Annotated in this window: 20 protein-coding genes; 8 read left to right on the top strand and 12 right to left on the bottom strand. The window is 67.9% G+C overall.

Annotation, left to right across the window (positions count from 1 at the left end; genetic code table 11):
- Window positions 1-11: 11 nt before the first annotated feature.
- Window positions 12-2249, bottom strand: coding sequence for a ComEC/Rec2 family competence protein (locus tag OLX02_RS02500; RefSeq protein WP_413630038.1), 2238 nt, complete (start codon window positions 2247-2249; stop codon window positions 12-14).
- 21 nt (window positions 2250-2270) lie between these two features.
- Between OLX02_RS02500 and gltX the strand changes: the two genes are divergently transcribed.
- From gltX to OLX02_RS02485, 3 genes are read left to right on the top strand one after another with little or no spacing between them, the layout of a single operon-like run.
- Window positions 2271-3749, top strand: a complete 1479-nt coding sequence (gene gltX / locus OLX02_RS02495; protein WP_264419938.1) for a glutamate--tRNA ligase — start codon at window positions 2271-2273, stop codon at window positions 3747-3749.
- Window positions 3750-3790: 41 nt separating this feature from the next.
- Complete coding sequence (locus OLX02_RS02490) at window positions 3791-5077, top strand: citrate synthase (protein ID WP_264419937.1); 1287 nt, start codon at window positions 3791-3793, stop codon at window positions 5075-5077.
- Between the two features lie 38 nt (window positions 5078-5115).
- Window positions 5116-5307 carry a hypothetical protein gene (locus OLX02_RS02485; protein WP_264419936.1) on the top strand — a complete coding sequence of 64 codons (192 nt, stop codon included), beginning with the start codon at window positions 5116-5118 and terminating at the stop codon, window positions 5305-5307.
- A 20-nt stretch (window positions 5308-5327) separates the two neighbouring features.
- Here the strand turns inward: OLX02_RS02485 and OLX02_RS02480 are convergent, their stop codons facing one another.
- From OLX02_RS02480 to OLX02_RS02465, 4 genes are all read right to left on the bottom strand, one after another.
- Entirely contained in the window at window positions 5328-6692 is a 1365-nt protein-coding gene (locus OLX02_RS02480; RefSeq protein WP_264419934.1) for a sensor histidine kinase, read from the bottom strand.
- On the bottom strand, window positions 6689-7651 hold the full coding sequence (locus OLX02_RS02475; RefSeq protein WP_264419933.1) for a hypothetical protein: 963 nt from the start codon (window positions 7649-7651) through the stop codon (window positions 6689-6691). The genes OLX02_RS02480 and OLX02_RS02475 overlap by 4 nt, the downstream gene beginning before the upstream one ends.
- A 9-nt stretch (window positions 7652-7660) precedes the next feature.
- Complete coding sequence (locus tag OLX02_RS02470; protein WP_264419931.1) at window positions 7661-8932, bottom strand: hypothetical protein; 1272 nt, start codon at window positions 8930-8932, stop codon at window positions 7661-7663.
- A 91-nt stretch (window positions 8933-9023) separates the two neighbouring features.
- Window positions 9024-9323: an Hpt domain-containing protein gene (locus OLX02_RS02465; protein ID WP_264419929.1), complete on the bottom strand. Its 300-nt coding sequence runs from the start codon at window positions 9321-9323 to the stop codon at window positions 9024-9026.
- Between the two features lie 71 nt (window positions 9324-9394).
- Here OLX02_RS02465 and OLX02_RS02460 point away from each other — a divergent pair, with 71 nt between their 5' ends.
- On the top strand, window positions 9395-12091 hold the full coding sequence (locus OLX02_RS02460) for a hypothetical protein (protein ID WP_264419927.1): 2697 nt from the start codon (window positions 9395-9397) through the stop codon (window positions 12089-12091).
- A 7-nt stretch (window positions 12092-12098) separates the two neighbouring features.
- On the opposite strand, the gene OLX02_RS02455 is transcribed toward OLX02_RS02460, so the two are convergent.
- Entirely contained in the window at window positions 12099-13559 is a 1461-nt protein-coding gene (locus OLX02_RS02455; protein ID WP_264419925.1) for a UdgX family uracil-DNA binding protein, read from the bottom strand.
- Window positions 13556-14803 (bottom strand): putative DNA modification/repair radical SAM protein, encoded by a 1248-nt coding sequence (locus OLX02_RS02450; RefSeq protein WP_264419923.1) that lies wholly within the window; start codon window positions 14801-14803, stop codon window positions 13556-13558. Before OLX02_RS02450 ends, OLX02_RS02455 begins: the two co-directional genes overlap by 4 nt.
- Window positions 14804-14942: 139 nt before the next feature.
- Between OLX02_RS02450 and OLX02_RS02445 the strand changes: the two genes are divergently transcribed.
- Together OLX02_RS02445 and OLX02_RS02440 are read left to right on the top strand one after the other, a co-directional pair.
- Complete coding sequence (locus OLX02_RS02445; RefSeq protein ID WP_264419921.1) at window positions 14943-15836, top strand: alpha/beta fold hydrolase; 894 nt, start codon at window positions 14943-14945, stop codon at window positions 15834-15836.
- 67 nt (window positions 15837-15903) lie between these two features.
- Window positions 15904-16386 carry a pyridoxamine 5'-phosphate oxidase family protein gene (locus OLX02_RS02440; protein WP_264419919.1) on the top strand — a complete coding sequence of 161 codons (483 nt, stop codon included), beginning with the start codon at window positions 15904-15906 and terminating at the stop codon, window positions 16384-16386.
- A 63-nt stretch (window positions 16387-16449) separates the two neighbouring features.
- Here the strand turns inward: OLX02_RS02440 and OLX02_RS02435 are convergent, their stop codons facing one another.
- Window positions 16450-18027: an amino acid permease gene (locus OLX02_RS02435; RefSeq protein WP_264419918.1), complete on the bottom strand. Its 1578-nt coding sequence runs from the start codon at window positions 18025-18027 to the stop codon at window positions 16450-16452.
- A gap of 200 nt (window positions 18028-18227) precedes the next feature.
- Between OLX02_RS02435 and panB the strand changes: the two genes are divergently transcribed.
- Together panB and OLX02_RS02425 are read left to right on the top strand one after the other, a co-directional pair.
- Entirely contained in the window at window positions 18228-19106 is an 879-nt protein-coding gene (panB, locus tag OLX02_RS02430) for a 3-methyl-2-oxobutanoate hydroxymethyltransferase (RefSeq protein ID WP_264419916.1), read from the top strand.
- Window positions 19107-19200: 94 nt separating this feature from the next.
- Window positions 19201-20268 (top strand): DUF475 domain-containing protein, encoded by a 1068-nt coding sequence (locus OLX02_RS02425; RefSeq protein ID WP_264419914.1) that lies wholly within the window; start codon window positions 19201-19203, stop codon window positions 20266-20268.
- A gap of 60 nt (window positions 20269-20328) precedes the next feature.
- On the opposite strand, the gene OLX02_RS02420 is transcribed toward OLX02_RS02425, so the two are convergent.
- The 4 genes from OLX02_RS02420 to prsK all read right to left on the bottom strand — a co-directional run bounded on the left by OLX02_RS02420 (window position 20329) and on the right by prsK (window position 26583).
- The gene (locus tag OLX02_RS02420) at window positions 20329-21396 is read right to left on the bottom strand and encodes a CaiB/BaiF CoA transferase family protein (protein ID WP_264419912.1); all 1068 of its coding nucleotides are present in this window, start codon (window positions 21394-21396) and stop codon (window positions 20329-20331) included.
- Window positions 21397-21474: 78 nt separating this feature from the next.
- Entirely contained in the window at window positions 21475-23088 is a 1614-nt protein-coding gene (locus OLX02_RS02415; protein ID WP_264419911.1) for a tetratricopeptide repeat protein, read from the bottom strand.
- Window positions 23054-24430: a PEP-CTERM-box response regulator transcription factor gene (prsR, locus tag OLX02_RS02410; protein ID WP_264419909.1), complete on the bottom strand. Its 1377-nt coding sequence runs from the start codon at window positions 24428-24430 to the stop codon at window positions 23054-23056. The genes OLX02_RS02415 and prsR overlap by 35 nt, the downstream gene beginning before the upstream one ends.
- Window positions 24430-26583 carry an XrtA/PEP-CTERM system histidine kinase PrsK gene (gene prsK, locus OLX02_RS02405; RefSeq protein ID WP_264419907.1) on the bottom strand — a complete coding sequence of 718 codons (2154 nt, stop codon included), beginning with the start codon at window positions 26581-26583 and terminating at the stop codon, window positions 24430-24432. The genes prsR and prsK overlap by 1 nt, the downstream gene beginning before the upstream one ends.
- Window positions 26584-26594 lie beyond the last annotated feature (11 nt).

The raw sequence follows: 26594 nt of genomic DNA, 5'->3' as shown, positions 1-26594 counted from the left end.
GAGCGGACGGGTCACCCAATCGGCAAAGGGCGGCCGCGCGGCGTGGGCTTCGCGCTCCAGCGCCGCCGCTCCTCCGGCCAGCGATACCAGCCGTGATGGCCCTGCGTTTCGGCCACGGTCTTTACCCGGCCTGATGTGAGATCGATCGCCAGCCCGCCCGTCCGGGCGAGCAGCGCGCGGTCTGCCTTGAGCAGACGGGGCAGGCAGGTTCGGGGCAGACGGCGGTCGGCGATCACGATGTCGCTTGCCCCGCAAGCGGCGGCGAGCACCCCGAGATCGACCAGATCGCGGCCCCGCGCCAGCAGCACCGTGAAGCGCCGCCCGCCCCGGTCCAGCGTGATCCGGCAGAAATCGCGATTGCAGGCGGCGCCCGGCCAGGCGTCAAGCGACGTCACCGCCCCGTCCATCCCCGCGCCTTCCAGCATCGCATCGCGCGAAAAGTCGCTCCGGCCATCCCGCAAGAGCAGCAGTCCCGGCCCTTCCCCCGTGATGCCAACCTGGCGCCCGTCGCTTGAAACAAGCAAATCCGGCGCACGCGAAAGCAGAACCACCCCGGTCGCGAGGGCCACCGGCAACAGACCCCACAGGCGCACCCGCTCGGACCACAGCGCGAACCACAGCAGCCCGCCGATGAACAGGCCAAACGTCCAGCCCGCCATCGCCGGCATCATCGTGACCGCCCCCGGCTGCGCGGCGGTCACGTGTGCCAGCCACAGCAGGAGATCGAGCGACTTGCCCGCGAGATACCACCCGGGCGCGCCCCACCCGCCGAGGTCCAGCACCAGCGCTCCGGCGATCAACGGCATCGTCACGAACGTCGTCAGCGGGATCGCGACAACGTTCGCCGCCGCGCCGTAGACCCCCGCGCGGTGGAAGTGGAACAGGCCGATGGGCATCAGGGCCAGTTCGATCACCACGCCTGTCGCCAGCAGCATGGCGAGATGGCGCGCCAGCCGGGCGACGCTACCTTCTTCGCGCGGGGCCAGGAAACGCTTGGCCGGCGCGGCATTGTGGAATGCAATGATGGCGATGACCGAGGCGAAGCTCATCTGAAAGCTGGGACCGAACACCGCCTCTGGCCAGAACAGCATGACCACGAAGGCAGCGACGGCCAGCATCCGCAGCGACAGCGGATCGCGCCCCAGCGCCAGCGCGGCCAGCACCAGCACGGCCCCGATGCACGAGCGCACCGTCGGCACTTCCGATCCGGTGAGCAGGGTATAGCCGATCCCCGCCAGCGCCCCGGCGCCCGCGGCCACCAGCGGCAACCGCACCCGCAGCGCAATGAACGGGACCAGCGCCAGCAGCCGGATCGCCAGCACATAGACCGCCGCGACCACCGCGCTGACATGCAGCCCGCTGATCGACAGGAGGTGCGACAGCCCCGCATCGCGCATCGCGTCCTCGTCGGCCTGCGCAATGGCGCCCCGATCGCCGCTGGCGAAAGCGGCTGCGATCGCGCCCGGCGATCCCGACAGGCGGGCGCGAACATGATCCGCCAGCGATTGCCGCACGCGGCCGAGCGTGGTGCCCCCCGGCGCGGGCGACAGCACCTGCACCGGGCCGAGCACGCTGCCCGTGGCGGCAAGACCCTGGAACCAGGCAGCGCGCGCGAAGTCGTAGCCGCCAGGCAGCATCGGAGGTGCGGGCGGCATCAGCCGCGCGCGCAGCCGCACCCGTGCGCCGTCGACCAGATCCGGCCGGTCGAGCTTGAGCGGCAGGTTGATGCGCACGCGCCGGGCGCCTTCGAGTCCCTCGATCCGCGCCGCCAACAGCAGCCGGACCTTGTCCTGCGCGCCCTGTTCCTGCCGGTCGATCACCTTGCCCTGCACCCACGCGATGACGGGGCGGCCGATTCCCGGCTGTCCGACTAAAGTCGATTTGGTCCAGACCACCGCCAGACCGGCGGCGATCATCAGTGCAACGGCCATCACGGCCAGCCGCAGATGTGCCAGCGCGCCGTCCGCCGCGAGCAGCCGCGAAGCCGCCGACACCGCAGCGCACAGCGCCAAAACCGCGCTCCACGCCCATGGTCCGGGCAAGACCAACCATGTCGCGATTCCAAGGCCGAAGGCCACGGCGAGCCACGGCCCGCGTTCAAACGGACGGTCGGCGAGGAATTGTTCGGTTGTGCGGTGCACACTGGACAAGCGGCGAAGATTGGCCCAAGGCCGCGCCGTTCGTTCCGGCAGGGCCACCTCCGGTTCGAATGCGGACGGGTTTTCGGCTCGGGTCGCCATGGGACGCATTGGAAGGATCGCTTCTCAAAAATGGCAAGCGCCACTGACACCGTTATTGCAGGATCGGCCCCGGCGAATGCCCAGGACCGCTCTCGCGTAGTTACGCGTTTCGCCCCATCCCCCACCGGATTCCTTCACATCGGCGGCGCGCGCACCGCGCTGTTCAACTGGCTTTTCGCCCGCCACCACGGCGGCACCTACCTGCTGCGGATCGAAGACACCGACCGTGCCCGCTCCACCGATGCGGCGATCGACGCGATCTTCGACGGCCTGCGCTGGCTGGGCCTGGACGGCGACGAACCCGCGGTGTTCCAGTTCGCGCGGTCTGACCGCCATGCCGAAGTTGCGCGCCTGCTGGTCGAGGCCGGCCACGCCTATCGCTGCTACCTGACGCAGGAAGAACTCGCCGCTCGCCGCGAACAGGCGCAGGCCGAGCGCCGCCCCTTCCGCATCGACAGCGAATGGCGCGAAGCCGACCCGGCGACCTGGCCGGCGGACAAGCCCTATGTGGTCCGGATCAAGGCTCCGCGCGACGGCGAAACCGTGATCGACGATCTGGTGCAGGGCACGATCACCGTCCAGAACGTGGAGATCGACGACTACGTCGTCCTGCGCAGCGACGGCACGCCAACCTATATGCTGGCGGTGGTGGTCGACGATCACGACATGGGCGTGACCCACGTGATCCGCGGCGACGATCACATCAACAACGCCTTCCGCCAGCTCGTTCTCATCCGCGCCATGCATACGATTGAGGGCAACTGGCCCGATCCGGCCTATGCCCACATTCCGCTGATTCACGGATCGGACGGGGCCAAGCTGTCCAAGCGCCACGGCGCACTGGGCGTCGATGCCTATCGCGACGAGATGGGGCTGCTGCCCGAAGCGGTGTTCAACTATCTCCTCCGCCTTGGCTGGGGCCACGGCGACGAGGAAATCATCAGCCGCGAACAGGCGGTCGAATGGTTCGACATCACCGATGTGAACAAGGGCGCCTCGCGCTTCGACCTCAAGAAGCTGCTCAATCTCAACGGGCACTATATCCGCGAGGCGGACGACGCACGGCTTGCCGGGCTTGTCGCCCCGCGCCTTGCCGAGATCACGCCCACTTTCGATGCCGCCGCCGGGATGGCGCTGCTCGAACGCGCGATGCCGGTGCTGAAAGTGCGCGCCGCCGACCTGAACGAGTTGGCACGCGGTGCCACCTTCCTGTTCACGCAGCGGCCGCTGCCGGTGGACGCCAAGGCCGAAGCGCTGCTGACCGATGACGCCCGCGCGCTGCTGGCAAAAATCGCAGGTCGCATCGACGCCGTTGGCGACTGGACAAACGAGAGCCTTGAGGCCAGCCTCAAGGCCATGGCAGAGGAGCTGGGTCTCGGCCTGGGCAAGCTGGCGCAACCCTTGCGCGCAAGCCTGACCGGGACGACTACCTCGCCGGGAATTTTCGACGTACTGACGCTGCTGGGCAAGGACGAGTCGCTGGCTCGTATCCGCGACCACGCTGCGTGATCACATCCGGAACTGCATACTTCATATAAGGAGGGCTTAGCGTGAGCGACAACCAGGCTTCTTTGACCGCCGACGGCAAGACCATCGAGCTGCCGGTCCAGAGCGGCACCATCGGCCCGGACGTGATCGACATCCGCAAGCTCTATGGCCAGACCGGGATGTTCACGTACGATCCCGGCTTCACCTCGACCGCCAGCTGCGATTCCGCGCTGACCTACATCGACGGTGACGAGGGCGTGCTGTTGCACCGCGGTTATCCGATCGGCCAGCTGGCCGAGCATTCCTCGTTCATGGAAGTCAGTTACCTGATGCTCAACGGCGAACTGCCGAACGAGCAGGAACTGGCAGACTTCTCGCGCACGATCACGCGCCACACCATGGTGCACGAACAGCTTTCGAGCTTCTACGGCGGCTTCCGCCGTGACGCCCACCCGATGGCCGTGATGTGCGGCGTGGTCGGCGCGCTTTCGGCGTTCTACCACGATTCGACCGACATCGCCGATCCGGTGCACCGCACGATCAGCTCGCACCGCCTGATCGCCAAGATGCCGACGATCGCGGCGATGGCCTACAAGTATTCGGTCGGCCAGCCGTTCCTCTACCCGGACAACAAGCTGTCCTACACCGGCAACTTCCTGCGCATGACCTTTGGCGTGCCGGCGGAAGAATACGAGGTGATCCCGGCCGTCGAAAAGGCGATGGACCGCATCTTCATCCTCCACGCCGACCACGAGCAGAACGCCTCGACCTCGACCGTGCGTCTTGCCGGTTCGTCGGGCGCGAACCCCTTCGCGTGCATCGCGGCGGGCATCGCCTGTCTGTGGGGCCCCGCGCATGGCGGCGCGAACGAAGCCGCGCTCAACATGCTCAAGGAAATCGGCACGCCGGACAAGATCCCGCACTACATCGAGCGCGCCAAGGACAAGAACGATCCGTTCCGCCTGATGGGCTTCGGTCACCGCGTCTACAAGAACTACGACCCGCGCGCGACCGTGATGCAGAAGACCGTGCGTGAAGTGTTCGACGCGCTGAAGGTCACTGATCCGCTGTTCGAGACCGCGCTGCGTCTTGAAGAGATCGCGCTGAGCGATCCCTACTTCATCGAGAAGAAGCTGTTCCCGAACGTTGACTTCTACTCGGGCATCATTCTTTCCGCGATCGGCTTCCCGACCACGATGTTCACCGTGCTCTTCGCGCTGGCCCGCACCGTGGGCTGGGTTGCACAGTGGAACGAAATGATCAGCGATCCCGGCCAGAAGATCGGCCGTCCGCGCCAGCTCTACACTGGCCCGACCGAGCGCGACTACGTTCCGATCAGCCAGCGCTGATCGCACCCGGCACAAAGCTGAACACAAAGGAGGCGGCAATGACGATGGCACTCAGGATCATCGGCATTGCCGCCATTCTTATGGGGCTGCTGTGGATCGGCCAGGGCACCGGACTGGTGATGTGGCCGGCGTCGAGCTTCATGCTGGCGCAGCGCCAATGGGCGATCTGGGGAATTTTGCTGGTCGGGCTGGGGCTCGTCCTCGTCCTGCGCGGAAAACGCCGCAGGTAAGCTTTTGCGTTATCCGGCGCTCAGCCGCTCAGGCTGACCGCATCTGCCTTGTCCGCTGGCAGGCTCAGCACGAAGCAGGCACCGTGGCCCGGCGTCGCCGCCACTTGCAGATCCCCGCCCATCGCGCGCGCCAGCCGGCGCGAGATATAGAGGCCGAGGCCGCTGCCGCCATCGCCGGTGCGCCCCAGCCGCTCGAACTTGTCGAACACCCGCACGGCCTGTTCATCGGTCAGGCCTTCGCCTTCATCGGCGACCGAAATCCACGCAATCCTGCCTTCGATGCCCACCGTCACCTGCACTTCCGAATGGCTGGGCGTGTAGCGCAGCGCATTGGTCAACAGGTTGAGCAGCACTTGCAGCACCCGGCGGAACTCGCCGATCGCAGGCGCGCTGTCCTCCGGGCCCGGCACCGCGATGACGATGCCGCGCTCCTGCGCACGGACGGAGAGGATACCGGCAGCCCGCCGCGCGCAGTCGGCCAGGTCGATATGATCGGGCGCCGGGCTGAAATCGGTCGCCTCGACCGCTTCGAGGTCGGCGAGATCCTCGACCAGGCCCATCAGGTGACGTCCGGCCTCGGCGATGTCGCTGGCATAGTTGGCGTATTCGTCGGCCAGCGGGCCAGCCAGCCGGGTGCGGATCGTCTCGGCATTGGCGATGATCCGGGCGATCGGCTGGCGCAGCGCGGGCGCCAGATCGCGCCCAAGCACGCTGTTGAGCGCCGGGGGTGCGGCAACAAGGTCCGCCGGCTCATGCGGCAGGCGCTCGATGCTTTCGGGGATGACCAGCAAATCGAACCCGCCCGACGCCTGCGGCAGGAAGCGCGCACGCCAGCGCCGGGCCGAGCCGGACACGCTGAACGTCGCGTCATCGAGCAGGCGCCAGTGCAGCGGCTGCTTCTCGCCCGCCCGGTCGAGCCGGATGAAATCGGTCCAGGGCCGTCCCAGCCCCTGCCCCAGCGCATTGCCCAGGGCGCGCAGATCGGGCGCGCGCAAGTTCGCCGCCAGGACGCGCTGCGCCGCGTCGAGCAGCAGATGGCCCTCGGCAAGCTGGCGCAGAAGATCCTCGGACGGCTGCACGTCGCCCACGAGCATCGGCGCGCCGGTGTGTCGCCACTGGCTGAGTTCGAGGAAAGTCGTCTCGTCGCCCGGATAGACGGAGGTCCATGCCGAGATCGCCTGCCCATCGTCCACCGCGACGATCGTGCGCGACAGCGGCAGGCGCGCCCGGCGCGCCTTGCGCACCAGCGCCAGCAATGCCGGAATCGCGATCGGGCCAGGAATCTGGCCACCGCAGCGCACTTGCAGGCCGGCGAGCGGTTCGTCCGCCTGCACCAGCCGGTTTGCCGCGTCACAGCGCGCCCGGATCGGCGCCGCGCCGCTCATCCCCCGGCGCCCGGATCGGACAGGATCGCAGCGGCAATATCGGGTCGGAGCGCGGCCAGCCCTTCGGGCAGGGTGATGTCGGGATGGAGCGCCATGAACTGCGCGGCGATGGCTTCGGTCTTCAGCCCGCAGGCGCTGAGCGACAGGACAAGCCGGGCGAACTGCGTCTCGGTCGTCGCCATGATCGCCGCCTCGCGCGGCTGACCCGAGCCCATGGCCAGCGCGGACAGGAACAGCGCGGCACCTCCGTTTTCGATGGCCAGCGCCTGCGCCGCATCGCCGCCCATTGCGCCCAGCACGCGGCGAAGCAGGCCCAGCCGTCCGCGCTCCTCGTCGAAGCGTGCCCGCAGCGTCCGTTCGGCCACGAGCGCATAACCATCGGCCCCGGCATCCTCGCCCACGAAACCGCGCATCGTCATCAGCGCATCGTGGAACAGCATCGCCGGCAGCTCGACCAGCGGCAGTTGCATCCGCCGCTGCGCCTGCCCGAAACGGGCCTGCGCGGCGAGCAGGTTCATCGCGGTGGCGGCAACGTCCGGCTCGGCCGCGGCGATCCGCGCCTGGAGCAGCGGCGGCAGCACCGGATCGAGCGTAAGGCGGCCCTGCAAACGCTCGGTCAGCTGCCATTCCAGCGAAAGCGTGTGGAGGTGCGCAAGAAACGCGGGCTGCTCGGCCAGAAGATCGGCCAGTTCATCGGCCGCATTGTGCGCCCAGCCCTGGGGATCGGAGTGCCCGGCGGCTTCTGCCAGCGCAATGATGAGCTGGCGGGCGATGTCCTGGAACATCCCGCGCACCCGCGCGATGATCTCGTCGCTGAAGATCGAATTGTCGTCGCTGCGCAGGAGATGGCGCAGAATCGGCCCATTGTTGGCCATCACCGCGTCGGCGGCGGCGAGGTCTTCCTTCAGCAGGGCCTCGATTGCGCTCTGCGCGCTGCCGGAAGGTGCGGGTTGTGCCATACCATGCTCTTATGCCCTGCTGGTTAATGCGTGGTTAGGACCCTGTCCATCTTGCGGTCCATCAAGGCTATGTCCGATCCGGGCCTTTCGCGCCGCCGCCAGCCCCGCCGCCATCAGCATGACCACCACGACGCGCACGCCCAGATCGAACGACACCGTTGCGCTCAGGAACGCCAGCGCCGCACCGACCGCCAGCCTGTCGCCCAGCCAGGCCGCGACGCGTCCCGGCGGTACCACCCACCCCAGCAGCCGAAGCCCCAGCATCAGCACCAGCGGCGCAAACCATGCCAGCCCCCAGGGAATGCCCGGTGCCTTGGGAATGTCGCTGCGCCACGCGCACAGCGTGACGATGGCGGCGTCCTGAATCCAGCCAAACGCGCCATCCAGCGCAAAGCGCCCTGCCCGCGCCAACAGCGCATTGCGCTCGATCCGCGCCAGCAACGCACTGACCCGCGCGGCTACCGTGGCCACCCCGGCCAGCAGCAGGCCCAGCCCGATCCAGCCAAACCAGCCCGCGCCCAGGCCCAGCAGCACGGCGACGAGCGCCGCCAGCATCAGCACCCACGGCCGCGTACCGGCGTGAAGAATGGCGGAACCGGTCAACCGCACCGCAATCGTCGCCAGCCAGCCCGAAGGCGCGCCGTCGTCGTCCGATGCGATATGCAGCCGCAGCCATGCCGGCTCGGCCGTCTGCGCTTCCGCCTCGTTGCGCAGCAGTCGCCAGCGGCCTTCGTCCAGCAGCGCACCCGGCACGGCGCGCATGGTGACGCGCGCCTGCACCGCCAGCCGCAGCAGCGCGGAGACCGGATTCCACTCGGAGGGAAGCTCGCCCAGCCCGGCCACGATCCGGCCAGGCAGGCGCATCGCGCCGGCGGCGGCGTGGTTGATGTCGATCCGCTCGAACCCGGCGGCCAGTCCGGTCTCGACCGGCAGGGTCAGGATCGCCGGTCCTTCCTCGAGCAGGCGCAGCGCATCAGCGGGCATCGCCAGCAGCCCGTCGGACAGCACCAGCAATTCATCCTCTGGCGCAACCAGCGGCACGATCGCGCGCGTGCTGGCCACGACATGAAACCGCGCGCCGCGTTCCTCGGCAATCTGCTGGAGGGCGACGAGTTCGCCGGTCAGCGTTTCGGCGAGGGTGACGATCCGCTGGCAGCCAAAGGCCAGCGCCAGCGCCAACTGGTGCCGCAGGACGGATCGTCCCCCCACCAGCAACCCGCCGCGCAGAGCCTGCGGCTCGCCGGCCGCGCCTTCGAGCGATGAAAGTAGTGCGACACGCAAAGGGACCGGCCTCCTGTCCGCTTATCGTAGGGCGCGGGGCGGTCGCTGCCAAGCCGTGCCGCGGAAAGGGGCAGGCTGGCGATGATGGGCTTCAGACCGGATAGTCCGCCAGCACGCGCGCGATGCGCCGCAGCACCGCCGGATCACCGGGCGCGCCATCGGCGGCTTCGTCGGCCAATGCGAGCAGATCGGGCGCATGGAACGTGGCTGCAATGCTTTTCAGCCGCAACGCGGCGACGTGCCAGTTGCCATCACAGCGGGATCTTTCGAGCAGGTCGAGCTGGCGCCGCGCGCTTTCGGCAAAAGCCAGGCCCAGCGCCCGGAACAGTTCCGGGTCATCCCCCGCCGCAGCGGAAAGGTTCGCGTCTATCTGCTCTCCGATATAGGCCATGCGATGAACGTGGCGGCATCCGGGTTAAGGCGGGGTTTATGGATGCCCCCGAAGCGTGATAAGGTGATGGAATGAATGGGGGATCGCGGATCATTCCGATAGACGGCGGGCAAAGCGAAAGCAGTGCTGCCGAAACCGTGCTCGAACTGGAGGAAATCGCGTTCGCGCCGGTCGATGCCGATCCGCAACCGGACGAAGACCTGCCGGCCGCGCGCCAGCCGCTCGCCCCATGGGTCTGCGCGCTCGCCGTCGCGGCGTGGAGCGGCTTCTTCGTGTGGGCCAATCTGGGCCGGTTTTCGGCAGGAATCACGCCGGCCGACGGCGCGCAGCTGGCCGCCACCTGGACGATGCCCGTGCTGCTGGCCTGCGTGCTGCTGCTGCTGGTGATGCGCGGCAGCCGGCGCGAGACGGCCCGCTTCAACGATGCGGCGCGCCTGCTCGCGCTCGAATCCGAGCGGCTGGAAACCCGCCTTGTCTCGGTCAACACCGAACTGTCGCTGGCGCGCGACTTCATCGCCGCGCAGAGCCGCGACCTCGAATCCCTCGGCCGCGTCGCGGTGGACCGCCTGTCCGGCTCTGCCGGCCGGTTGCAGGACTTGATCGCGGGCAATGGGGCGCAGATCGACCGCATCGGCGAAGTCGCCAGCCACGCGCTCGAGAACATGGAAAAGCTGCGCGGCCAGCTGCCGGTGATCGCCAATGCGGCGAAGGACGTGACCAACAACATCGCCAACGCCGGCCGGTCCGCGCACGTCCAGATCGAGGATCTCGTCACCGGGTTCCAGCGGCTCAATGAATTCGGCCTCGCCAGCGAGCGGCAGGTCGGCCAGATCCGCGACCGCGTCGATGCCGCGCTGGCCCGCTTCGGCGAGGCCTCGGGCCAGATCGGGCAGGTCGCCAAGGACCGGTTCGATGCGCTGGAGCAGCAGGTCGCCAGCCACCGCGAACGGCTCGACCACGAGGAAATCGCCGCGCTGGCCGCGATCCGCGGCCGCGCGGACGCGCTGGCCCGGGAACTGGCCGACCAGCGCACCGCCATCGGTGAGGCCGAGGACTCCGCCTTGGCCGCGCTCAACGCCCGCTTCCTTGCCCTGCGCGAGGAAAGCGAAGAATTCGCGCGCACGGTCGACAGCCAGGAAGAGGCCGCGCTGAAAGCATGGTCCGAGCGCACCGCCGCGCAGGTCCAGTCGCTGCGACAGGCAATCGAGGAAATCGGGCGCGACCACGATGGGCTGCTCGCCGCCGCGCGCCAGCGGCTTGCCGCGTTCGAGGACGGCGCGGGCGCGCTCGCCCGCCGGCTTGGCGAAGAGGCCGGCCGCGTCGACGCCGATCTCTCCAGCCGCCGCGCCAGCCTGGAAAGCAGCTTTGCCGACCAGCGCGACGCGCTGCAGCGCCGCCTTGCAGAACTGGACAAGGCCATTGGCGAGCGCCGCGCCGCCATTGCCGCCGCCGGTGCCGAAGCCGCCGACGCGCTCGCCAGCAAGCTCGCGCAGCTCGACCATGCGGTGGAAGCCCAGCGCGAGCGCCAGCTTGAGGACGCTCGCCTGCTTGGCAACCACTGCGATGCCATTGCCGACCGCGTTGCCGCCTTCTCCGCCACGCTGCGCGCATCGGGCGAGCAGGGCGCCGAGACCGCCGGCACGGTGGAACGCGCGATGGGCACGCTCAACGGCCGGCTTGCGGAAATGCGCGAGGCGCTGTCCGGCACCGACCTCCAGATCGGCGAACTCACCGAATCGGCCGTCCGCCTGCTCGAACTGATCCGCGCCGGCGGCGACCATACGCGCACCCAGATCCCCGAGGCGCTGCGCAGCACCGAGGCGGGCCTGCACAAGATCGAGGACCGCGTCTTCGCCCTGCGCGACACGCTGCGCGAAGCGGGCGACACCGGGCGCACGCTGTCCGAACGGATGAGCGCGGCACGCGGCGACGTGGGCGGGATCGCGGAGGATCTGACGCAATTGCAGGAAGCGTTCTCCACCCGCGCGGCCGAGCAGGAAGCCCGCCTTGGTGCACTGCGTGACGTGCTTGCCGCTGCCCGGCGTGACAGCGATGCGCTGTCACAGGACATCGACGGCCGCCTTTCCGGCGCCATCACCCAGCTGACCGAAGCCGCCGCCAGCGCGGGCAGCGCGCTCAAGGACGGCACCGCAGGCGAGATCGAGGCACTGGCCGAGCGCTTCGGCGAGGAAAGCAACGCCGCGATCATGCGCGTGCTGCAGGGGCGCGGGGCGGAACTGGTGGCGCGGCTGGAGGAAGCCATCGACACGGCGGCGTCCTCTGCCCGCGAAACCGCACTCCAGATGCGCGATCAGCTGGCCAAGGTGGACGAACTGGCCGGCAATCTCGAAAACCGCGTCAGCCGCGCGCGCGAGCGGGCCGAGGAGCAGGTCGACAACGACTTCGCCCGCCGCACCGCACTCATCACCGAATCGCTCAATTCGACCGCCATCGACATCGCCAAGGTGCTGTCGGCCGACGTTTCGGAAACCGCCTGGGCCTCCTACCTGCGCGGCGACCGGGGCATCTTCACCCGCCGCGCGGTCTCACTGCTCGAAAACAACGAGGCGAAGGCGGTCCAGCAGCTTTACGAAAGCGACACCGAGTTCCGCGAGCACGTCAACCGGTTCATCCATGATTTCGAATCGATGCTGCGCCAGCTGCTGTCCACGCGCGACGGCAACGCGCTGGGCGTGACGCTGCTGTCGTCGGACATGGGCAAGCTCTACGTCGCGCTGGCGCAGGGGATCGAACGCCTGCGCACCTGACGGCCCGTCAGGCCAGTTCACGCAGGCGCGCGGCAACGGCGCGCAGATCGTCCCGGAAGCGCGCTTCCTCGATCTGCCGCCCCCCTTCCTGCCGGCCGTCGTCTTTCAGGCGCAACAGGTAGCTGGGATGCGTGGTGATCCACAGTTCCGTGCCGTCTTCAAGGCGGTGGGGCCGGCCGCGCTCCTTCTGGACGCTCACCGTCCGGCCCAGCATGGCGCGTGCCGCGCTGGCGCCGAGTGCAAGGATCAGGCGTGGCTGCACAAGCGCGCGCTCGCTTTCCACCCACCAGCGGCAGGTGTCGATTTCCCCCGCGGTGGGTGACTGGTGCAGTCGGCGCTTGCCGGTCATCGCGAACTTGAAATGCTTGACGGCGTTGGTGACGTAGGCCGCGTTCACGTCCAGCCCGGTGTCGTTCAGGTGCGCCCTGAGCAACTGCCCCGCCGGGCCGATGAACGGCCGCCCGGCCTGCTCCTCCATGTCCCCCGGCTGTTCCCCCACGATCATCAGCCGCGCCTTGCGCGGCCCCTCGCCCGGCACGGCGCTCGTGCCGTTGCAGCCAATCGCGCAGCGGCGGCAGGCCGCGATGGCGCTTGCGACCTCCGCCAGGCTCGCCGGGCGTTCCCCGAATGCTTGCGATCCCGCTTCCACCATCCTCGCCTCGCGCGCCTGAGCCCCGGCGACCAGCTCGGGGATGAGCGCCGCCTCGGGCATGTTCTTCCAGTATTTCCGGGGCATTTCCTTGAGCATTGCCCCGACTTTCAAACGCGCGGGATTGAAAGTCGATGCATAGTATTTTCGCCACAGGTCCTCGGTGGGATCGCCCGACGGGGCATCGCTGCGCTGGGCCGGTGGACCTTCGCGCAGGATCTCCCCGTCCCAGTGCAGTGCCCCCTGCGGCGTCAGGATGGACCAGCGCATTTGCGTGAAGCGGCGCACGAAGACCCCGGCATTGGCCCGCAGGATGTGATGCTCCGGCTCGAACCAGGCAACGTAGCGCTCCTGCCCGTCGGCCTCCTCGACCACGCGGAACCGCAGGAACGCGCGCATCTTGTGAATGTCGCGCCGCACCGTCCGCGCAAGCCGATCGATGTGCCGCACGTCCGGATCGGCGGCGTCCTCCATCAGCCGGGGGCACGATTGCAGTCGCCACAGCAGGCGATAGAGCAAGGCGAAGCGGGCGCTATCGCCATGAAGGATCGCGCTTTGCGCCATCTGCACGAACGCCCGCGAGACACGCGGCTGCGGCGCATCGGCCGGCGGGACGGGCAAGGGGCGCGCGGCAGCCGCGAACAGGTCCGCCCCCTCCCCGCCGGGTGCTTCCCACCGCACCTGCTCCGGCGGAATCGCCGCCCGGAGCAGCTGCCGCGCGACTTCGCGCCAGCCGTCGAAATCGTCGGGCGCGGCCAGCGAAACCACCCACCCGGAACCGGGCGCGGAACCGGACCCGTGATCGCGCGCCGGGATCATGCCGAGAACAGTTCCAGTTGCTCCGCCCGCTTCGGCGCGACCAGCGCCTGCAGGTCGCTGCGATCGGTCAGCAGCGTCGGTCGCCAGTCGGCGGTGACGATGAAGGGCCGGACCTTCGCCAGCGAGACGGTCAACCGGGCGACGTCTTCCAGCCGCAGCCGCCGCAGCCGGCGCGCGCCAAGGATCGCGTTCACCGCCCGCACCCCCAGCCCCGGCACGCGCAGCAGTTGCTCGCGCGCGGCGCGGTTGAGATCGACCGGGAACACATCGCGGAACTTCAGCGCCCAGGCGAGCTTGGGATCCATGTTGAGCGGCAGCATTCCCTTGTCGTCCGCCGCCTGCTGCACCTCCTGCGGGGCATATCCATAGAAGCGCATCAGCCAGTCGGACTGGTAGAGCCGATGCTCGCGGATCAGCGGCGGGCGCTGGAGCGGCAGGACCGCACTGGCATCGGGAATGGGGCTGAACGCGGAATAATAGACCCGCCGCAGGCCGAAACGGCCGTAGAGCGCGCTGGCGCGCCCGACGATGTCGGCATCGCTGGCGGCGTCCGCGCCGACGATCATCTGCGTCGATTGCCCGCCGGGCGCGAACTTTGGCGCGGACCGGAACCGCCTCCGCGCGTCCTTCGCCTCGACAATGGCGGATTTCAGCGTGCCCATGGCGCCTTCGATCTGGGTGGCCGACTTGTCCGGCGCGAGCCGGGTCAGCCCGGCGACCGTGGGAAGCTCGACATTGATCGAGACGCGATCAGCCCAAAGCCCGGCGCGCGCCACCAGTTCAGGGTCCGCTTCGGGGATGGTCTTGAGATGGATGTAGCCGCGAAAATCGTGCTCCTCGCGCAGAATGCGGGCCACCTCGATCAGCTGCTCCATCGTGTGGCTGGCGTTCTTGACGATGCCCGAGGACAGAAACAGCCCTTCGATGTAGTTGCGGCGGTAGAAGGCCAGCGTGAGGTCCACCACCTCCTGCGGGGTGAAGCGGGCGCGCCGCGTGTTCGAGCTCTTGCGGTTGATGCAATAGTGGCAGTCGAACACGCAGTGGTTGGTCAGCAGGATCTTCAGCAGCGAAATGCAGCGCCCGTCCGGCGCATAGGCGTGGCAGATCCCCATCCCCTCGGTCGAACCGATACCCTTGCCACCCTTGCTGTTGCGCTTGGCCGTGCCCGACGAGGCGCAGGATGCGTCGTATTTCGCCGCATCGGCCAGGATCTCGAGTCGCTCCATCACGGTTTTCTGCGTCATTCGTTCTTTATATGTTCCAATACTGCATCGGGCCAGCCCTCTTTCTGCCGGACAAGACGCAAGGGGGCAGAAACCGGCGGAACCGGCGTTGGCGGCACCGGTTGCCATGATGCGGGAGGGACTGTGGAGAATTGATGCCATGCCGATGATCGAGACCCGCGACGGGACGAGGCTCTCTGTAAAATCGTGGGGCGAAGGGCCGCCGGTCATCCTCATTCACGGCTGGCCCCTGTCGGGCGATTCATGGGATCCGGTCAGCCATGCGCTCGCCGAGGCGGGCTTTCGAGCGATCGCCTATGACAGGCGCGGCTTTGGCCGGTCGGACCAGCCTTCGGGCGGATACGACTATGACACGTTTGCAGACGATCTGGCCGACGTGATGCAGGCCTTGGGCGCAACGCAGGATGCCGCGCTGGTGGGTTTCTCGATGGGTGGCGGCGAAGTCGCGCGCTATCTCTCCCGCCACGGTGGCCAGGGCGTGTCGCGCGCGGTCCTGGTATCGTCGGTGGTGCCATTGATGGCCCGAACCGACGACAACCCCGAGGGCGTCCCCCAGGAGACGTTTGACGCAATGACCGAGGGGATGGTGCAGGATCGGGCGAAGTTCATGACCGGCTTCTTCAAGGACTTCTTCGGCGTGGGCCTGCTGAGCCACCCGGTCAGCGACGAAATGCTCCAACTTTCGTGGGCAACCGCGATGATGGCCGGCCTGCGTCCCACGCTGCTGGCCGCCAGGGCGTTTGCCAGCACGGATTTCCGCCCCGATCTTGCCGCGTTCCGCCTGCCCACGCTGGTGATCCATGGCACGGCGGACAAGACCGTGCCGATCGAGGCGACCGCCCGCGCCGTGGTGCGCGCGGTGCCCCATGCCACGCTGCTGGAATACGACGGCGCGCCGCACGGGTTGTTTGCCACGCATACCGAACGGCTCAAGACCGACCTGCTCGATTTCCTGTCGGGCCGCGCGCCCGAGGACCGGCAGGACGTGCTCGACGCGATGACGGCAAGCGCGCTGGTCACACCGCCGGTGTGATGCGGCGGAACCAGTGCCGCCGCGCAGCCGTTCGGCAGACATCCCTCCTCTCAACAGGACTTGAACGATGAAATATGACCAAGGCGATCCGCAGGAACTGAAGGACAAGTTCTGGAAGGCGCTCGATGCGTCGCCCTATGTGATGCTGCAACTCGACAAGGATGCGGAATCGGCCGCGCCGATGACCGCGCAGCTCGACAAGGACGCCGCGCACGCGATCTGGTTCTTCACCAGCCGCAACAACCATTTCGCTGCGATGGGTCCCGCCACGGCGACCTTCGCCAGCAAGGGGCACGATCTTTTCGCGCGCTTTACCGGCACGCTGGTGGAGGAAACCAGTCGCGAACGGCTCGACAAGGAATGGAACAACTTCGTCGAGGCGTGGTTTCCGGGCGGCAAGGACGATCCGGACCTGCTGCTCATGCGCATGGATCTGGGCAAGGCCTCGATCTGGGCGGGCGAAGTGGGCGCGCTCAACACCGTGAAGATGGCGCTGGGCATGGACGTGACCGACACGATCAAGGGCGGCTTCGCCCAGACGACGCTCTAAGCGGAAACGAAAAGGGGGCGCCTCCCGCACGGGAGGCGCCCCCTTTTTTGCCCGAATGCCGGATCAGGCGATCGGCGGCACCGGCTGGGGCGGAGCGTCGCTGTCCTCTTCGTGAACTTCGACCAGGCCGCGCCCGACATGGCTCATGCGGAAGCCATAGGCGAAGTAGAACACCAGCCCGATCGCGCCCCACACGGGCAGCACGATCATCGCTTCAAACGGCAGGTTGAAGAACAGGAACACGCAGCCCGCTGCAGCAATCGGGCCGATCAGCCAGACGAGCGGCGTGCGGAACGGGCGGACCCGATGCGGATCGCGCACACGCAGGATCAGCACCGCCAGCGCGACCATGAAAAACGCGAACAGCGTGCCCGAGTTCGAGATGTCGGCCAGCTGGCCCACCGGCAGCAGCGCCGCCGCGATGGCAACGAACACGCCCGTCACCATCGTGACGATGTGCGGCGTCTTCCACTTGGGATGAACGCTGGCGAGCTTTTCCGGCAGAAGCCCGTCGCGCGCCATGACGAAGAAGATGCGGGTCTGACCGAACATCATCATCAGGATCACCGAGGGCAGCGCCAGGTTGGCGGCAAGGCCGATCAGATCGCCCGCCCACGAGTAGTTGATCGCGCGCAGGACGTGCGCGAGCGCTTCGTTCGAGCAGACCAGCGGTTCCTTGCCCTGCGCGACAAGCGCAGCGCACTGCTGGGTGAACTCGGCCGAGCCGGGCGCCACGCCGATCGCGGTAGGCTGCGCGCCGATCGCACCGATCGCGCCCGAAGCCACCAGCAGGTAGAACACGGTGCACAGCGCAAGGCTGCCGATCAGGCCAATCGGCACATTGCGCTGCGGATTCTTGGTTTCCTCCGCCGCAGTCGAGACTGCGTCGAAGCCGACATAGGCGAAGAAGATCGACGATGCCGCGCCGACGATGCCCATGCCGGAAGTGCCGGCCGGGCCGAACCAGCCATTGGGCGCGAACGGCACGAAGTGGGCGCGGTCCATCGCGGGCAGCGTCAGGAAGATGAACATGGTCAGCGCCGCAACCTTGATCGCGACCAGCACCGCGTTGAAGGTGGCGCTTTCCTTGGTCCCGCGCACCAGCAGCGCGGTGACGGCGAGCGCGACGAAGATCGCCGGCACGTTGATCAGTCCGGCGCTGAAATCGGCATGAGGGAGCATGCCGTTCATGCTCCAGGTCGGCCCGGATTTCAGCATGGCTGGCAGCTCAAAGCCTGTCAGGCTTTTGAGCAGGCCCATGAAATAGCCCGACCACCCCACCGAAACGGCGGAAGCTGCGACGGCATATTCAAGGATGAGGGCCCAGCCGACCATCCAGGCCAGCAATTCGCCGACAACGGCGTACGTATAGGTGTAGGCAGACCCCGAAACCGGCACCATCGAGGCCAGTTCCGAGTAACAAAGCGCCGCGACCGCGCAGACAAAGCCGGCGATCATGAAGCTCCACATCATGCCGGGGCCGGCCTTTTGCGCGGCGGCGGCGGTCAGCACGAAGATACCCGTGCCGATGATGGCGCCAACGCCAAGAAGCGTCAGCTGCACAGGCCCGAGCGAGCGGTGCAGCGATTTCTTCTCGGCTGTGGCAAGTATGGCGTCGAGTGGTTTGACGCGACCGAACATGCATTTCTCCCGAACGCGGGGCGGCGCAACAGCCCGCCCCCTTGCGGTCGTTGCACCGGTAACCAGGTTATGACCGGGGAAGCTAGCGACAAGCCACCCTGCCGCAAAGCGCTTTTTCCCCAGCCTTGCGCCATATCACCGCGCCGCTTGCGGGTTTCCGCCGATGGGTTAGAAGCTTGCGGCCCGAGGAGAGAGGCCCGATGTCCACGACGTTCCAGCTCGACACCGCCACCAGCCGCGCCAACCCCACGCCCGCGCCGATGAAGCGCCTGACGATCCCCGCGATCCGACAGCGCAAGAAGGACGGCGTGACCGAGGAACCGGTGGTCATGCTGACCGCCTACACCGCACGGCAGGCCCAGCTTCTCGACGCGCATTGCGACCTGCTGCTGGTGGGAGACTCGCTGGGCCAGGTGATCTACGGCCTGCCCTCCAGCGTCCCCGTCACGCTCGACATGATGGCCGCCCACGGCGCGGCGGTCGTGCGCGGATCGTATCACGCGGCCGTGGTGGTCGACATGCCGTTCGGCAGCTACGAAGCCTCGCCCGAACAGGCGTTCACCAACGCCAGCCGCCTGCTCAAGGACACCGGCTGCGCGGCCGTGAAGCTGGAAGGCGGCGAGGCCATGGCCCAGACCGTGACGTTTCTGTCGCAGCGCGGGATCCCGGTCATGGGCCACATCGGCCTCACCCCGCAGGCGGTCAACGTGCTGGGTGGCTACAATGCACGCGGGCGCAGCGAGGCCGAGGCCGCCAAGATCGTGGGCGATGCCCGTGCACTGGCCGATGCCGGCGCCTTCGCCATCGTGATCGAAGGCGTGGTCGAACCCATCGCGATCGAGATCACCAGGGCCGTTGCCTGCCCCACCATCGGCATCGGCGCTTCGGCCCAGTGCGACGGGCAGGTGCTGGTCACGGAGGACATGCTGGGGATGTTCGAGCGCGTGCCGCGCTTCGTGAAGATCTACGAGAATATCGCCGGGGTCATTTCGGGCGCCGCAGCCCAATATGCCGAAGAAGTGCGCGCGCGAACCTTCCCGGGGATCGAGCAGACCTACCAGCCCCGCAGCCCGAAATAGGCCGGCACACGGAACCTTTGCCGGTTTGCGGCTTTGCGCTGCCGGGCGGCGACGGCTAAGGGCCGGCGCGGACCGTCATTTCAGGACACGCGCGTTGCTGCAGAACTTCAAGGGATCTCTCCTCTTCACCTTCGCCTGCCTTGTGCTGGCGGTGGCCTATGGCTGGTGGCAGACGCATTCTGCCGCGGCGACGCTGTCGCTGGTGTGGATCGTGCTGGTGCTGTCGGTGCTGGAAATCTCGCTCTCGTTCGACAACGCGGTGGTCAACGCCTCGGTGCTCGAAGAGATGGACGAGGTCTGGCAGAAGCGTTTCCTTACCTGGGGCATGGTAATCGCCGTGTTCGGGATGCGTATCGTGTTTCCGCTGGCGATCGTGGCAATCGCGGCGGGCATCGGCCCCGTCGAAGCACTGCAACTCTCGCTGCGCGATCCGGCCCGCTACGAGGAAATCGTGAGCGGCGCACATATCGGCATCGCCGGCTTCGGCGGCGCGTTCCTGGCGATGGTGGGCCTGTCGTTCTTCTTCGACGACGAGAAGGACATCCACTGGATCGACTGGATCGAGGAAAAGCTGTCGCTCGTCTCGAACGTGAAGGCCGCTGAAATCGCGCTGCTGCTGCTGGCGCTCTACGGCGTTTCGCTGCTGCTGCCGGAGTATGAAGCGCTGACCTTCATGGTTTCGGGCGCGCTGGGCATCGTCGCGTTCATCGCGGTGGAAGCCATCGGCACGGTGCTGGAGATGCGCGACGAGGCGCAGAAGGCCGCCGGCGCGGTGGTGCGCTCCGGCCTCGGCGGGTTCCTCTACCTCAACGTGCTCGACGCCTCGTTCAGCTTCGACGGCGTGATCGGCGCGTTCGCCCTGTCGAACAACATGATCGTGATCGCACTGGGCCTGTCGATCGGTGCGATGTTCGTCCGATCGATGACCATCCTGCTGGTGCAGCGCGGTACGCTTTCGGAATACCGCTATCTTGAACATGGCGCGTTCTGGGCGATCATCGCGCTGGGCGGGATCATGCTGGCCTCTGCCCGCTACGAGGTTCCCGAGACCGTGACCGGCCTGATCGGCGCGCTGCTGATCGCGGCCTCGCTGTGGTGGTCGGTGCGGCACAAGCGCAAATTTCCCGATGGCGAAATCGAGGCTGCGGTTCGCGCCGACTGAACGGAAAAAGGGCCGGGAATTGCTTCCCGGCCCTTTTCATTCGAGCGTTCGTGCGGCGGTTCAGTCGAGCGGCGTGCTGGCCAGCTTCGGCTCGGGCGCGGGCGTGCCAAGGAAGCGCGGTGCGGGCCGCGGCTGGACCATGCCGTCCACCGTGGTGAAAGTGCCGCGCGCGGTGTTGTGCGGGTGCGACGGCGCTTCGGCGAGGCTGAGCACCGGCGCAAAGCAGATGTCGGTCCCGTCCATGATCGCGCACCATTCGTCGCGCGTCTTGGTCTTGATCAGCGCGGCGATGCGGTCCTTCAGCTCCGGCCACTGGGAGGCGTCCATCTGGCGCTGGAACTGCGCATCGTCCTTCAGCCCGGTCTTTTCCATGAGCAGCGCGTAGAACTGCGGCTCGATCGAACCGAGCGAGATCCACTTGCCGTCGGACGTCTCGTAGGTGTCGTAGAAGTGCGCACCGCCGTCGAGCAGGTTGGTGCCGCGTTCATCCTTCCACGTGCCGTTGCCATAGAACGTCCAGGTCATGCCCGACAGGATCGCTGCGCCATCGACCATCGCCGCGTCGATCACCTGGCCCTTGCCGGTGCGCTGGGCCGAGAACACCGCCGCCATCACGCCGAACGCCAGCAGCATCCCACCGCCGCCGAAATCGCCCACGGCATTGACCGGGAACTGCGGCTTGCCGCCGGCCTGGCCATACGTGTGGAGCGCGCCCGACAGCGCGATGTAGTTGATGTCATGCCCGGCGAGCGGCGCCATCGGGCCTTCCTGGCCCCAGCCGGTCATGCGGCCGTAGACGAGCTTCGGATTGTCGGCGAGCAGCACTTCGGGGCCAAGCCCCAGCCGCTCCATCACGCCGGGGCGATAGCCTTCGACGATCGCATCGGCGTCCTTCACCAGTTCCCGGATGCGCGCGATGGCCGCCGGATCCTTGAGGTCCAGTTCCACGCGGACGCGGTTGCGGTTGAGGATGTCGCGCTGCCCGGCATCGCCGTGGCGGCCGGGGCTGCCCGGACGTTCGATGCGAATCACCTTGGCGCCGTGGTCGGCCAGCATCATGCAGGTGAACGGGCCGGGTCCGATGCCCGCGAATTCCAGAACAGTAAGGCCTTCGAGTGCGCCCGCCATGGCGGCATCCCCCATTTTTAATTGATCGATTGAAAAGGACTTAGCCGCGCCGGGGCGGCGCTGTCGAGCCGAAAACGATCAGCGGGCGTAGGCGACCTGCCCCCGCGCGGCGAGCGCATCGGCCAGTCTTGCGCGGGCATCCTGTCGCTCCGGATCGCTCCAGGCGGCAGCGAGCAACTTCATCGCGGCAATGCTCGACGGGTTCTGCGCGAGATAGCGCGAAGTCATGCCATCAGCCTCGTCATGGCGGCCAAGCGCACGCAATGCCGCGTCCATCCGCCGCAGGACCGGCTCGTTGAAGCGGATCGCTGCGCCGTCCTCGTAATCGGCAAGGGCACCCGCGACATCCCCCCGCACGATGCGGACGTCGCCCGCCAGCAGGTGCGCCTCGGCCGCGCCGGCATTGGCGTCGCGCAGCCGGTCGGCCACGTCCTGCGCCGCGTCGCGCTGACCGGCGGCGAGCAGACCCCGGATATAGGGCACCGCCACGGCCGCGCGTTGCGGCGCCTCGGCATAGCGCAGCGCGAGCGCGCCGAGCGGCTGGTCCGGGCGCAGCGCCAGCGGCGGCCGTTGTCCGGAAAGGCGCGCCCGATCGAGCAACACCGCCCCCCGTGACCGGTCGCCAAGCCGTATCCACGCCTGCCCCACCGTCGCCAGCAGATAGGGGCTGGCATAAGGCGCGTGCGCATCGGCGTCGAAGCGACGCGCCACCTGGCGAACATCGCCCATCCGCTCCAGCGCCCGGGCCAGCAAGGCGCGCCCCTGCATGTTCTCGGGCTGGAGCCGGACCAGCCGGTCGAAATGCTCCACCGCCAGATTGACGTTGCCCGAGCGATATTCGAGCACGCCGTTGAGCAGGATCGCGGCCGGCACATCGCGCAGCGCGGTGCCGGTCTTGAGCAGGATGGCCCGGGCCAGATCGGTCTTGCCCGCGCGCGCAGCCAGCACCGCCTGGAGGAAGAACGGCCGGGGATTCTTCGGATCGACCTGCGCGATCTTGCGGCAGACGATCAGCATTGCGCGGTATTCGCCCATATCGCCCAGCGTGGCGGCGTATTCGGCGAGCAGCCCCGGATCATCCGGACGGATATGCAGCGCGGCCTCGAACCATGGCAGGGAGGCGACCAGCCCGAACTGTTCGCGGATCAGCATCCCGCGCAGCGCCAGCGCGCGCGGGTTCGCCGGATCGAGTTCCACCGCGTGCGCCGCCGCCGCCACCGCCTGCGCCTGTTCCCCGCCCGAAAACCGCAGCGAGGCGATCTCGGTCCAGAGGTCGGCATCGCCGGGGATCACTTCCAGCGCGCGGTCGAAGGCCTGCGCCGCACCGCCAAGGTTGCCTTCGGCCAGTTCAAGCTGCCCGCGCACGCGCCAGCCCAGCCCGGCGCTGTCCGGCGTGAAGGCGCCCCCGCCCAGCACGCGCCGCGCCTCTGCGCGTTCGCCCTGCCGAAGCAGCGCCTCGCCCAGCTGCGCGCGCACCGCATCCAGCGGCAGGCCGCCATCGACAGCCTTGCGCAGCACCACTTCAGCCGCGATCGGATCGCGCCGCTCCAGCGCCGCGCGCGCCGCCGCCCGCGCGCCGTCAAGGCGCGTGTCCCCGCCGCTGGCCGGCAACGCGAACAGCGCCGCCAGCGTCAGCCCGGCAAGGACAAAGCCGGTCCTAACTTTGCAGGTCGTATTGCTTGAGCAGGTCATAAAGTGTCGGCCGGCTGATCCCGAGCAGGCGCGCGGTGCCGGAAATGTTGCCCTCGCTGCGGGCCAGTGCGTGCCGGATGACCTTGCGGTCGGCCGCCTCGCGCGCGGACTTGAGGTTCAGCGGGTTCTCCGCCTCGCCCCCGGTGTCGCCCAGATCGAGATCGGCAGCGGACACCAGCTTCGCATCGGCCATGATCACCGCGCGCTTCACCCGGTTTTCAAGCTCGCGCACGTTGCCGGGCCAGGCCCAGCCGTCGATGGCAGCCAACGCATCGGGCGCGAAGCCCTTGACCTGCGGGTTCATCTCCGCCGCGAAGCGCGACAGGAATGCCTTGGCCAGCAGCGTGGCATCACCCGGACGTTCGGCAAGGCTCGGGATCTTCACCACGATCTCGGCGAGACGATAGTAGAGATCCTCGCGGAAGCGGCCATCGGCAATCATGGCGTCGAGGTTCTGGTGCGTCGCGCAGACGATGCGCGTATCGACTTCGATCGAGCGGCGGCCGCCGATGCGCTCGATGGTGCGCTCTTGCAGGAACCGCAGCAGCTTCACCTGCAACTGCAGCGGAATGTCGCCCACTTCGTCGAGGAACAGCGTCCCGCCGCTGGCCTGTTCGATCTTGCCCTCGGTGGTCTTGACCGCGCCGGTGAAGGCGCCCTTCTCATGCCCGAACAGCTCGCTTTCCAGCAGGTTCTCGGGGATCGCGGCGCAGTTGATCGCCACGAAGGCGCCCTTCGCACGCTGCGAGGATTCGTGCACGCCGCGCGCCAGCAGTTCCTTGCCGGTGCCGCTCGCGCCCAACAGCATGACCGAGACGTTGGTATTGGCGACACGCTCGATGGTGCGCGCCACCTTGACCATTTCCGGCGCGGCGGTGACGAGCCGGCCCAGCACGCGGTTGTCCGCCGGCGCGCGTTCGGCCAGCTGGCGGTTCTCCGCCTCGATGCGGTGCAGGTGCAGCGCGCGCCGCACGATCAGGCCCAGCGCGTCGATGTCGATGGGCTTCTGATAGAAGTCGTAGGCCCCCTGCCCGATCGCCCGCAGCGCGCTTTCCCGCGCACCATGGCCGGAAGCGACGACCACCTTGGTATCGGGCTTGAGCGCCATGATCTCGTCCAGCACGGCAAAGCCCTCGCTGGTGCCATCGGGATCGGGCGGCAGGCCAAGGTCGAGCGTCACGACCGCCGGCTCCTCCGATCGCAGCAGCGCGAGCGCGCTCGAGCGATCCCCGGCGATGAACACTTCGAAATCCTCGTAAGCCCACTTCAACTGAGCCTGCAGGCCGGGATCGTCCTCGACGATCAGCAGCTTTGGCAGCACCTTGGGGCGCTCATCCGACATCAGGCCACCTTCTTCTTGTCATCCGGGCCATCCGGCCCGCTCAGGGTTTCAATGAGGTTCGCGGTCGCCGCCAGCGGCAGGCGCACGGTGAAGCGGCTGCCCAGCCCTTCGCGGCTTTCCACGTCGAGCCGTCCGCGCATCGCGGTCACCAGTTCGCGCGCCTCGAACGCGCCGATGCCGAAGCCGCCCGCCTTGGTCGAGACGAAGGGCTTGAACAGGCGGTTGCGCACGAAATCGGCGCTCATGCCGGAACCGGTGTCGATCACCTCGACATAGCCTGACAGGCCTTCGCTGCGCGTCTGGAGGAACACCGCCATGCCCGGCGGGCTGGCGTCGATGGCGTTCTGAACGAGGTGGAGCAGCACCTGCTCCAGCGTCTCGCGGTTGGCCAGCACCTTGCACGGCTGCGCATCGGTCACATAGACCCGCGGACCGTCGACCGGGCCGTCCTTCATCGCCGGCTCATAGCGCGCGGCGATGGCGCGGACGACGTGAGCCCCATCCACTTCCTCCAGTTGCTCGGTATTGCCGGCACCATAGCGCGAGAGGCGTGCCAGCAGCGCGTTGAGCTTGTCCGCCGCATTGCGCAGCGTCACCAGCATATCCTTGCGGAACTCGGGATTGTCGGCATGGCGCTCGGCATTGCGCGAAAGCAGCGCGAGCTGGCTGGCGAGGTTCTTGATATCGTGCATCACGAAGGCGATGCGGCGGTTGAACTCGTCGAAGCGGCTCGCTTCCAGCAGCGCGACCTGGCCGTTGTGCTCGGCCAGATAGCTCGCCAGCTGCTGCCCCACCACGCGCAGCAGGTCGAAATCCTCCCAGTCCAGCTTTCGCGCCAGCGGCGGGTGGCCCAGCACGACCAGCCCCACCAGCCGGTCGAAATGGAGCAAAGGCACGAGCGCCCAGATGCCGTCCTCGCCGATCATCCAGCCGGGCATCAGCGCGGATTCGCCTTCATGGTCTATGCCGGCGCGGATCTCGTCCAGATCGACGATGAAGCCGCGCCGCTCGAAGAAGGCGGCGCTACGCGCGGCCATCGCCTCTGCCGGAACTTCCAGCGTCGGCCACTGCCAGCGGGCGGCCAGCACCAGTTCCCCTTGCTCGCCCGGGACCAGCAGCAGCCCGCGCGCGCTGTCGGTGATGTCTGCCACGGCCTGCACCACGCGGTCGTGGAGCGGCGTCGCACCGGCGCCGCCGCGCCCGACCGTGCGGGTGAAGCGCAGCCATTCGGCGCGGTAGTCGTAGCGGTGCTGGAAGAAATGCTTGGCCAGCATGACATTCAGATAGCCGCGCAGCCGGCGCGAGGGGACCAGCGCGATGATCACGATCGTGGTAGCAAAGGCGAAGCCCATCTGCGCCAGCTGGCTGACATTGCCGCCCAGCCACGCCAGCGACTGCGCCGCCGCGACCATCACGATCATGTAGCCGCCGATCACCAGCAGCGACAGCGACTGGAACGCCACCGTGCGCGAAGGCGAGAAGCGCAAGCTCGACTGGCCGCGCAGCGCGCCCACCGTCAGCAGCATCACCGCCAGCAGATCGGCCAGCCCGCGCAGGGCCGCCATTTCCGCCGGCACCTGACTGCCCAGGTAGGCGATGGTATAATAATTGAGATCGTAGCCCCAGACGAGCGCCAGCGCCGCGCAGATCCAGCGCACCGCGCCGCGCTGCGCGCTCATCGCCCCGGCATAGAGATTGTGAACCAGCACCAGCGCGCCGGTGACGAGCAACAGCCGGAACATCACCGACATCTGGAAAATCAACGTCTGCGCCGATGCCACGCCGGTAAAGCGCACGTTGAGCACCAGCAGCACGGGCTGGAACAGTTCGAGCAGCGCCAGCACGACCAGCACCGGCCGCACAGGACCGACGCTCTCATGGCGCCCGTCGCGCGCGAACAGCGCGTAGACGACGAGCAGCCAGCCCAGGTTGCGCATGACCTCGCCGATCTGGGTGACGAGGAACAGTTGCCCCACGCCCGCCGCCAGCAGCGACCACAGCGCCGTCAGCACCAGCGCGGCGATTTCGGCCCGGCTGCCGTGCTTGCCGCGCCGGCGCCGGTCGCTCAGCCAGACGGCCAGCAGCATCGCCCCGAATGCGGCGAGGAGAAAGGTCCATTGACCGAAGCCGGCCCAGCCAAGCGGATTGAGCATCGCCCCGCTCC

It is taken from the genome of Novosphingobium sp. KCTC 2891, assembly GCF_025938155.1.
Taxonomy (GTDB): domain Bacteria; phylum Pseudomonadota; class Alphaproteobacteria; order Sphingomonadales; family Sphingomonadaceae; genus Novosphingobium.
The sequence above is the reverse complement of the archived record's forward strand: the minus strand, read 5'-3'. Positions and strand labels throughout refer to the sequence as shown.

Bases quoted from the DNA above. Each gene is read 5' to 3' on its own strand.
- OLX02_RS02500 (WP_413630038.1), bottom strand. From the start codon at position 2,249: ATGCGTCCCATGGCGACCCGAGCCGAAAACCCGTCCGCATTCGAACCG.
- gltX (WP_264419938.1), top strand. From the start codon at position 2,271: ATGGCAAGCGCCACTGACACCGTTATTGCAGGATCGGCCCCGGCGAAT.
- OLX02_RS02485 (WP_264419936.1), top strand. From the start codon at position 5,116: ATGACGATGGCACTCAGGATCATCGGCATTGCCGCCATTCTTATGGGG.
- OLX02_RS02480 (WP_264419934.1), bottom strand. From the start codon at position 6,692: ATGAGCGGCGCGGCGCCGATCCGGGCGCGCTGTGACGCGGCAAACCGG.
- OLX02_RS02475 (WP_264419933.1), bottom strand. From the start codon at position 7,651: ATGGCACAACCCGCACCTTCCGGCAGCGCGCAGAGCGCAATCGAGGCC.
- OLX02_RS02465 (WP_264419929.1), bottom strand. From the start codon at position 9,323: ATGGCCTATATCGGAGAGCAGATAGACGCGAACCTTTCCGCTGCGGCG.
- OLX02_RS02460 (WP_264419927.1), top strand. From the start codon at position 9,395: ATGAATGGGGGATCGCGGATCATTCCGATAGACGGCGGGCAAAGCGAA.
- OLX02_RS02455 (WP_264419925.1), bottom strand. From the start codon at position 13,559: ATGATCCCGGCGCGCGATCACGGGTCCGGTTCCGCGCCCGGTTCCGGG.
- OLX02_RS02450 (WP_264419923.1), bottom strand. From the start codon at position 14,803: ATGACGCAGAAAACCGTGATGGAGCGACTCGAGATCCTGGCCGATGCG.
- OLX02_RS02445 (WP_264419921.1), top strand. From the start codon at position 14,943: ATGCCGATGATCGAGACCCGCGACGGGACGAGGCTCTCTGTAAAATCG.
- OLX02_RS02440 (WP_264419919.1), top strand. From the start codon at position 15,904: ATGAAATATGACCAAGGCGATCCGCAGGAACTGAAGGACAAGTTCTGG.
- OLX02_RS02435 (WP_264419918.1), bottom strand. From the start codon at position 18,027: ATGTTCGGTCGCGTCAAACCACTCGACGCCATACTTGCCACAGCCGAG.
- panB (WP_264419916.1), top strand. From the start codon at position 18,228: ATGTCCACGACGTTCCAGCTCGACACCGCCACCAGCCGCGCCAACCCC.
- OLX02_RS02420 (WP_264419912.1), bottom strand. From the start codon at position 21,396: ATGGCGGGCGCACTCGAAGGCCTTACTGTTCTGGAATTCGCGGGCATC.
- OLX02_RS02415 (WP_264419911.1), bottom strand. From the start codon at position 23,088: ATGACCTGCTCAAGCAATACGACCTGCAAAGTTAGGACCGGCTTTGTC.
- prsR (WP_264419909.1), bottom strand. From the start codon at position 24,430: ATGTCGGATGAGCGCCCCAAGGTGCTGCCAAAGCTGCTGATCGTCGAG.
- prsK (WP_264419907.1), bottom strand. From the start codon at position 26,583: ATGCTCAATCCGCTTGGCTGGGCCGGCTTCGGTCAATGGACCTTTCTC.